The sequence below is a fragment of the Kribbella sp. NPDC054772 genome, assembly GCF_053611945.1.
Map to the genome: position 1 here is coordinate 499,642 of NZ_JBSHBJ010000003.1, position 7,880 is coordinate 507,521.

A 7,880-nucleotide genomic window follows, 5' to 3' on the forward strand; every position below is an offset into this window, starting at 1 on the left:
GGGGGGTGCGGACGTCTCTCTGCGGGTCGTTGCCCCTACCGCGGGGGGGGGCGCCCGCGGGGGGGGCGCGGGGGGGGGGGGGGGGCCGCCCCCCCCCACGTCCGGTTGCGGACGTTGCTGAAGCAGTGCCTCCAGGGCGCCGTACGGCCCAGTCCCTCGTGCTCGGCTTCCGCCCAGAAGTCGTGGTCGTAGTCGCCGTCCGGGATCGTGACGAGCTCCTGCCGGCGGGGCGCGCGGACCTGCTGCTCGAGCCGGCGGAGGTCGGCCGTGCAGCGTTCCAGATCGTCCAGCAGCCGCAGTACGTCGAGATGCGGACCGAGCCGGTTCCTCAACGCCATAAGGGATTTCTCCAGCGTGTGCAGTGCGGTGCGGGTCCGGTCGAGTTCGTCGGAAATCGTCATCGCAGCCTCCTGGTGCCGAGCTCTGGACAACCGCTGTCGCCTGGGATAAGACTACGACTACACCATACGGTATGCAATCTACACTCAAGCCGGATCCCGGCCCTTCCGAGGAGATGACTGCAGATGGCGCAGACAGTGTCGGAGACCCAACCCGTCGCCGAAGTCACGGAGCCGGAGACCATTTCAGGTGGTCACCTTGTCGCGAAGGCCTTGAAGGCCGAGGGAATCGACGTGATCTTCACGCTCTGCGGCGGTCACATCATCGACATCTACGACGGCTGCGTCGACGAGGGCATCGCGGTCGTGGACGTCCGCCACGAGCAGGTCGCCGCGCACGCGGCCGACGGGTACGCGCGGGTCACCGGCAAGCCCGGCTGCGCGGTCGTCACCGCCGGCCCCGGTACGACGGATGCGGTCACCGGGGTCGCGAACGCGTTCCGCGCCGAGAGCCCGATGCTGCTCATCGGCGGGCAGGGCGCGCTGAACCAGCACAAGATGGGGTCCCTGCAGGACCTGCCGCACGTCGACATGATGACTCCGATCACCAAGTTCGCGGCGACCGTGCCGCACACGGCGCGCGCCGCCGACATGGTGTCGATGGCGTTCCGCGAGTGCTACAACGGTGCCCCCGGGCCGTCGTTCCTGGAGATCCCGCGGGACATCCTGGACAACTCGGTGCCCGTCGAGTCCGCGACGGTTCCCGAGGCCGGCCACTACCGGGCCTCGACGAAGAGCATCGGGGACCCCGCGAGCGTGGAGGCGTTGGCCGATCTGCTCGTGCGCGCCGAGAAGCCCGTCGTACTGCTCGGCTCGCAGGTGTGGACGTCGCGCGGCAGTCAGGCGGCCGTCGACTTCGTCCGGACCCTCGACATCCCGACGTTCATGAACGGCTCGGCCCGCGGCACGCTGCCGCCGGGCGACCCGCACCACTTCCACCTGTCGCGGCGGTACGGGTTCAACAACGCCGACCTGATCCTGATCGTCGGCACGCCGTTCGACTTCCGGATGGGGTACGGGCGCCGGCTCCCGAAGAGGGCGACCGTCGTCCAGATCGATCTCGACTACCGCACCGTCGGCAAGAACCGCGACATCGACCTCGGCCTCGTCGGCGACCCGGGTGCGATCCTCGCCGCGGTCGCGCAGGCGGCGTCCGGCCGGTTGCAGAAGACGGATCGCAAGGCCTGGTTCGCCGAGCTGCGGGCCGAGGAGAACGCGGCGTACCAGAAGCGGCTCCCGCGGCAGTTGTCGGACGCGAACCCGATCCACCCGCTGCGGCTCGCGCACGAGATCAACGAGTTCCTCACCGAGGACTCGATCTACATCGGCGACGGCGGCGACATCGTCACGTTCTCCGGTGGCGTCGTGCAGCCGAAGTCGCCCGGCCACTGGATGGACCCGGGACCGCTCGGCACGCTCGGCGTCGGGATCCCGTTCGTGCTCGCGGCGAAGTACGCGCGGCCGGACAAGGAGGTGGTCGCATTGTTCGGCGACGGCGCGTTCTCGCTGACCGGGTGGGACTTCGAGACGCTGGTGCGGTTCAACCTGCCGTTCGTCGGTGTGGTCGGCAACAACTCGTCGATGAACCAGATCCGGTACGGCCAGGAAGCGAAGTACGGCCACGACCGCGGCCGGATCGGCAACACCCTCGGCGACGTCAAGTACGACGAGTTCGCCCGGATGCTCGGCGGGTACGGCGAGGAGGTCCGCGACCCGAAGGACATCGGGCCGGCGCTGCTCCGCGCGCGCGAATCCAGACTGCCCTCGCTGATCAACGTCTGGGTCGACCCAGACGCGTACGCCCCCGGAACCATGAACCAGACCATGTACAAGTAAAGGGGACCCAGCATGACGGTACTAATGCCACGCCTCCGGCGCGGCGGGTCATTGGGCTGTAACTCCCGGCCTTCCCTCGTCACTCCAGTCGCTTCGCTCCCTCCGCTCCTCAGTCCAGGCCGGGAGGCCCAATGACCAGGGCCCTCGAAGGTGTCCGTGTTCTCGACATGACCCACGTGCAGTCCGGACCGTCCTGCACCCAGATCCTCGCCTGGCTCGGCGCCGACGTGATCAAGCTCGAGGCCCCGACCGGCGACATCACCCGCCAGCAGCTGCGCGACCTCCCGGACGTCGACAGCCTCTACTTCACGATGCTGAACTGCAACAAGCGCAGCATCACGCTGAACATGAAGTCCGACCGCGGCAAGGAGATCTTCACCGACCTGGTCAAGAACTCCGACGTCCTGGTGGAGAACTTCGCCCCCGGCGCGATCGACCGGATGGGTTTCACCTGGGAACGCCTGCAGGAACTCAACCCGCGCCTGGTCTTCGCCTCGATCAAGGGCTTCGGTCCCGGCCGCTACGAGAACTTCAAGGCGTACGAGGTGGTCGCCCAGGCGATGGGCGGCGCGATGAGTACGACGGGGTTCGAGGACGGACCGCCGACGGCGACCGGGGCGCAGATCGGCGACTCGGGCACCGGGATCCACCTGGTCGCCGGCATCCTCGCCGCACTGCTCCAACGGACGAACACCGGCACCGGCCAGCGGGTGACCGTGGCGATGCAGGAAGCAGTCCTGAACCTCACCCGGGTCAAGCTGCGTGACCAGCAACGGTTGACCCACGGAGCGCTGCGCGAGTACCCGAACGACAACTTCGGCGACGAGGTTCCACGCTCCGGCAACGCGTCCGGTGGCGGGCAGCCCGGCTGGGCGCTGCGCTGCGCGCCGGGCGGCCCGAACGACTACATCTACGTGATCGTGCAGCCGCCGGGCTGGGCGCCGATCGCCGAGCTGATCGGCAAACCCGAGCTGGCCGAGGACCCGGACTGGGCGACGCCGGCCGCGCGGCTCGACAAGCTCGACAAGATGTTCGCGCTGATCGAGCAGTGGACCGAGCAGCACACCAAGTTCGAGGTGATGGACAAGCTCAACGCGCTGAACGTGCCGTGCGGGCCGATCATGTCCACCCGGGAGCTGATCGAGGACGCGACGCTCGCCGATCTCGGCGCGGTCGTCGAGGTCGAGCACCCGCAGCGCGGGACGTTCCACACCGTCGGCTGCCCGATCAAACTGTCCGACTCCCCGGTCCAGGTCGAGACCTCGCCCGGTCTCGGCGAGCACAACTCCGTCATCTACGGCGCGCTCGGGATCGACGCGAGCGAACTCGACGACCTCAAGACCGCCGGCGTGATCTGACCCTCGCGAATTGGAGTGCATCCGCATGACCTATGACAAGGCAGCAGTCCGGACCATCCTCGACCAGGCCCTGGCGGACGGCCGCACCTCGCTGAGCGCACCCGAGGCCAAGCTGGTCGCCGACGCGTACGGTATCCCGACGCCGGGCGAGGGACTGGCCACGACTGCCGAGGCAGCGGCCGGTCTCGCCGCCGAGATCGGATTCCCCGTCGTCCTGAAGATCGTCTCGCCGGACATCCTGCACAAGACCGACGCCGGTGGTGTGGTGGTCGGCGTCGACAGCGCGGACGCGGCGCGGGACGCCTTCGACAAGATCCTCGCCAACGCGCGGTCGTACAAGGCCGACGCCGAGATCACTGGCGTCCAGGTGCAGAAGATGCTCGTCACGGACGGTGACGTGCAGGAGGTCATCGTCGGTGCGGTCACCGACCCGACGTTCGGCAAGGTCGTCGCGTTCGGGCTGGGCGGCGTACTCGTGGAGGTGTTGAAGGACGTCACCTTCCGGTTGGCGCCGCTCAGTGACGACGAGGCGCGGGCGATGATCGACGGGATCGGTGCGCGCGAGATGCTCGACGGCGTCCGCGGCGCGCAACCGGTCGACAAGGACGCGCTCGGTGACCTGGTACGTCGGTTGTCGGACCTCGTCACGGATTTCCCGGAGTTCGCCGAAGTGGATCTGAACCCGGTGCTCGCCGGGCCGGACGGTGCGACCGCGGTGGACTTCCGGATCATCGTCGACGCCGAGGCCGGCAAACCGGTCGAGCGGTACAGCTCCGAGGAGATCCTGGCCGCGATGACGCGGATCATGCGGCCGCGGGCCGTGGCCGTGATCGGCGCGTCCAACGAAGACGGCAAGATCGGCAACTCGGTGATGAAGAACCTGGTCAACGGCGGGTACGCCGGTGACATCCACCCGATCAACCCGAAGGGTGGCGAGGTCCTCGGCCGCAAGGCGTTCGCCTCGATCCTCGACGTACCGGGTGACGTGGACGTCGCCGTGTTCGCCGTGCCGGCCAAGTTCGTCGGCGGGGCGCTCGAGCAATGCGGCGAGAAGGGCGTCGCGGGCGCGATCCTGATCCCGTCCGGGTTCGCCGAGACCGGCGAGCAGGAGCTGCAGGACGAGGTCGTCGCGATCGCCCGCAAGCACAACGTGCGCATCCTCGGGCCGAACATCTACGGCTACTACTACCTGCCCGAGAGCCTCTGCGCGACCTTCTGTACGCCGTACGACGTCAAGGGCAGTGTCGCGCTCTCGTCACAGAGCGGAGGCATCGGGATGGCGATCCTCGGGTTCAGCCGTTCCAGCCGGATGGGCGTCTCCGCGATCGTTGGGGTAGGCAACAAGGCCGACATCGACGAGGATGACCTCCTCACGTTCTTCGAGAACGACGACAGCACCAACCTGATCGCCATGCACCTTGAGGACCTGAAGGACGGCCGGGCCTTCGCCGAGACGGCAGCCCGGGTGTCGAAGAAGAAGCCGGTCGTCGTACTGAAGGCCGGTCGTACCTCCCTGGGCGCGCGCGCCGCGAGCTCGCACACCGGCGCCCTGGCCGGCAACGACAAGGTGTACGACGACATTCTGCGGCAGAGCGGTGTGGTCCGGGCGCCGGGGCTGAACGAGATGCTCCAGTACGCCCGGGGGATCCCGCTGCTGCCGACGCCGCAGGGCGAGAACGTCGTGATCATCACCGGCGCGGGCGGATCCGGCGTACTGCTGTCGGATGCCTGTGTGGACGCCGGGCTGACGCTGATGGACATCCCGTCCGACCTCGACGAGGCATTCCGGAAGTTCATCCCGCCGTTCGGGGCGGCCGGCAACCCGGTCGACATCACCGGCGGCGAGCCACCGTCGACGTACCGGAACACGATCGCGCTCGGGCTGTCCGACGAGCGGATCCACTCCCTGATCCTGGGCTACTGGCACACGATCGTGACGCCGCCGATGGTGTTCGCGAAGCTCGTGGCCGAGGTGGTCGAGGAGTTCCGGGCCAAAGGCATCGACAAGCCGGTGGTCGCCTCGCTGTCCGGCGACGTCGAGGTGGAGGAAGCCAGCCGGTACCTGTTCGACCACGGCGTGGTCGCCTACCCGTACACGACCGAGACGCCGGTCCAGGTCCTCGGTGCGAAGTACCGCTGGGCCCGCAACGCCGGGCCGCTCGGCCGCGGTTGATCTTCGGTTGATTGGAGGAAGCAGTCTGCGGGGGAGTGGTAGTCAGCTAGTTGGCGTCAATCTAAGGAGTCCGCCTTGGACGTCACGAGCAAGACCTCAGAAGTGCCAGAAGAGCCGTCCGCGGCCGTAGCGACCGAGAAGGTCTGGAAAGCGGGCAGGCTCGAACCGATGCCGATCCGGAAACTTCCGGACGCACCACCCTCCATGCACATCCTCGGTCCGACCGTCTTCCTGGTCGCACTGGGAGTGGGGATGGGGGAGTCGTACATGTGGCCCCGGCTCGTCCTGGTGTTCGGGCCGGACATCCGCTGGTTGTTCATGGTCGGTGTCACCTTGCAGGCGTTCGTGCTGCTGGAGATGGCGCGGTACGCGATGGCCACCGGGGAGAGCATCTTCTTCGGCGCGGCCCGGATCTTCAAACCGCTGATGTGGTTCTTCTACGCGGCGGCGATCCTGATCTACATGTGGCCGGGCCATCTGTCCGCCGGCGCGGCCGCCTTCGAGGAGATCACCGGCATACCGTGGCAGGTCACCGCGTGCGTGGCTCTGGTGTTCGTCGGTGTGCTGTTCAGTCTGCTGTCGGTGATCTACAACTTCCTCGAGAAACTGCTCGGTCTGCTGATCGGCCTGCTGGTCGTCGGTACGTCGGTGATCGCGGCGCTCGTCGGCAGCTGGGACGACCTCGGCCGCACGCTGTCCGGGATGTTCGCCTTCGGGTACTTCCCACACGAGGCGATGACGTCGGCCTGGTTCCCGGTCGTGGTCGGCTCGATCGCGTTCGCCGGACCGTCCGGGATGCAGCAGATGTGGTACACGCTGCAGCTGCGCGACAGCGGCGCCGGCATGGGCGCGCACATCCCGAAGATCCGCGGGCTGCGCGCCTCGGCTTCGGAGGACGCGGAGTCGATGCCGTCGCGTGGCTTCATGTTCGACACCGAGGACCCGGCCGAGATGGCGAAGTGGAAGGGCTGGCGCAAGTGGGTCACGTTCGACGCCATCCTGCTCTTCTGGGGCATCACGATGCTGGTCACGATCTCGTTCACCGTGCTCGCCATGTCGGCGGCCCGGACGAACCCGGACGTGGCCTCACTGATCGAGGGCGGTGACCGGGAAGCGGCGCTGAAGGCGATGTCGGACGCGTTCGCGTCGGCCGGCTCGTCGATCCTCGGCACGCTGTTCTTCGCCTTCATCGCGCTGATCGGGCTGAACGCGACCCTCGGTCTGTTCGACTCGTTCTCCCGCGGCCAGGCGGACATGACGTACTACTTCGTGCCGGGCGCCAAACGGTTCTCGATGTCGCGGCTGTACGCCGGGTTCCTGTGGGGCGTGATTCTCTTCGGGATCCTGATCCTGCTGTTCGGTCCGGCCGACGGTCCGGCGGGGATCCTGGACACGCTCGCGTTCCTGTCCACGTTCGCGATGGGCGCGTACTGCATCGTGCTGCTGCTGACGAACAACAAGCTGCTGCCGAAGCCGATCCGGCCGGGACCGGTGCGGAACGTCATCATCGGGTTCGGCGCGGTGTTCTACCTCGGGATGCTGTTCTACTGCCTGTTCCGCTTCGGCGTGGCGGTCGGCTGAGATGGCTTCGCTGAAGCAGCTGGCGGAGTTCACCGTCCCCGCCGCGTCGGTCGGCGCGGCGGGCGGGCTGATCGCCGGCGGACTGGCCGGGTTCGTCGGTCAGCCCGTCGGCTGGGCAGCCCTCACGGGCCTCGGGCTCGGCGTACCGCTGATCCTGTTCGGAGCGGGGTACGCCGTCCTCGTGGCACTGGGGAAGGTCCCCGCCGGGGTGTTCGCGCCGGCGGCGATCTACTGGGTGGTCGGGTTCCCGCTGGCGCTGATGGCACACGCGATCGTCACCGAATGGGTGGTCGCCGGTACGCCGGGGCTGCCGCCGGAACCGTGGAAGTTCCTCGCCTTCCGTGCCCTGGTGAGCATGGGATTCGCGATCGGCTTCCTCTGGATGCACGAACAGATCGGCCGCTTCTGGTGGCCCCACATCCGCGACCACAACCAGTACGCCCGCCGCACCGTCGAGCAGTACGCCCACCTAGCCACAGCCCTACAAGCCCGCAAAACAGCCACAGGCCGCAAGTAAACCGGTCGCCCGCATCC

General features: G+C 67.9%; 6 protein-coding genes. 5 read left to right on the top strand and 1 reads right to left on the bottom strand.

What is annotated here, in order from left to right; all coding sequences use genetic code 11:
- Positions 1–35: 35 nt before the first annotated feature.
- A complete protein-coding gene (locus tag ACWGID_RS07905; protein WP_452195538.1) occupies positions 36–401 on the bottom strand; it encodes a hypothetical protein in 366 nt (121 codons plus the stop codon).
- Positions 402–524: 123 nt separating this feature from the next.
- Between ACWGID_RS07905 and ACWGID_RS07910 the strand changes: the two genes are divergently transcribed.
- From ACWGID_RS07910 to ACWGID_RS07930, 5 genes are all read left to right on the top strand, one after another.
- On the top strand, positions 525–2,234 hold the full coding sequence (locus ACWGID_RS07910; RefSeq protein ID WP_452195540.1) for a thiamine pyrophosphate-binding protein: 1,710 nt from the start codon (positions 525–527) through the stop codon (positions 2,232–2,234).
- A gap of 131 nt (positions 2,235–2,365) precedes the next feature.
- Entirely contained in the window at positions 2,366–3,592 is a 1,227-nt protein-coding gene (frc, locus tag ACWGID_RS07915; protein WP_452195542.1) for a formyl-CoA transferase, read from the top strand.
- 25 nt (positions 3,593–3,617) lie between these two features.
- Entirely contained in the window at positions 3,618–5,765 is a 2,148-nt protein-coding gene (locus ACWGID_RS07920; protein ID WP_452195544.1) for an acetate--CoA ligase family protein, read from the top strand.
- 75 nt (positions 5,766–5,840) lie between these two features.
- Complete coding sequence (locus tag ACWGID_RS07925; protein WP_452195546.1) at positions 5,841–7,346, top strand: Nramp family divalent metal transporter; 1,506 nt, start codon at positions 5,841–5,843, stop codon at positions 7,344–7,346.
- 1 nt (position 7,347) lies between these two features.
- On the top strand, positions 7,348–7,863 hold the full coding sequence (locus ACWGID_RS07930; protein ID WP_452195548.1) for a hypothetical protein: 516 nt from the start codon (positions 7,348–7,350) through the stop codon (positions 7,861–7,863).
- The last annotated feature ends 17 nt before the right edge of the window (positions 7,864–7,880 follow it).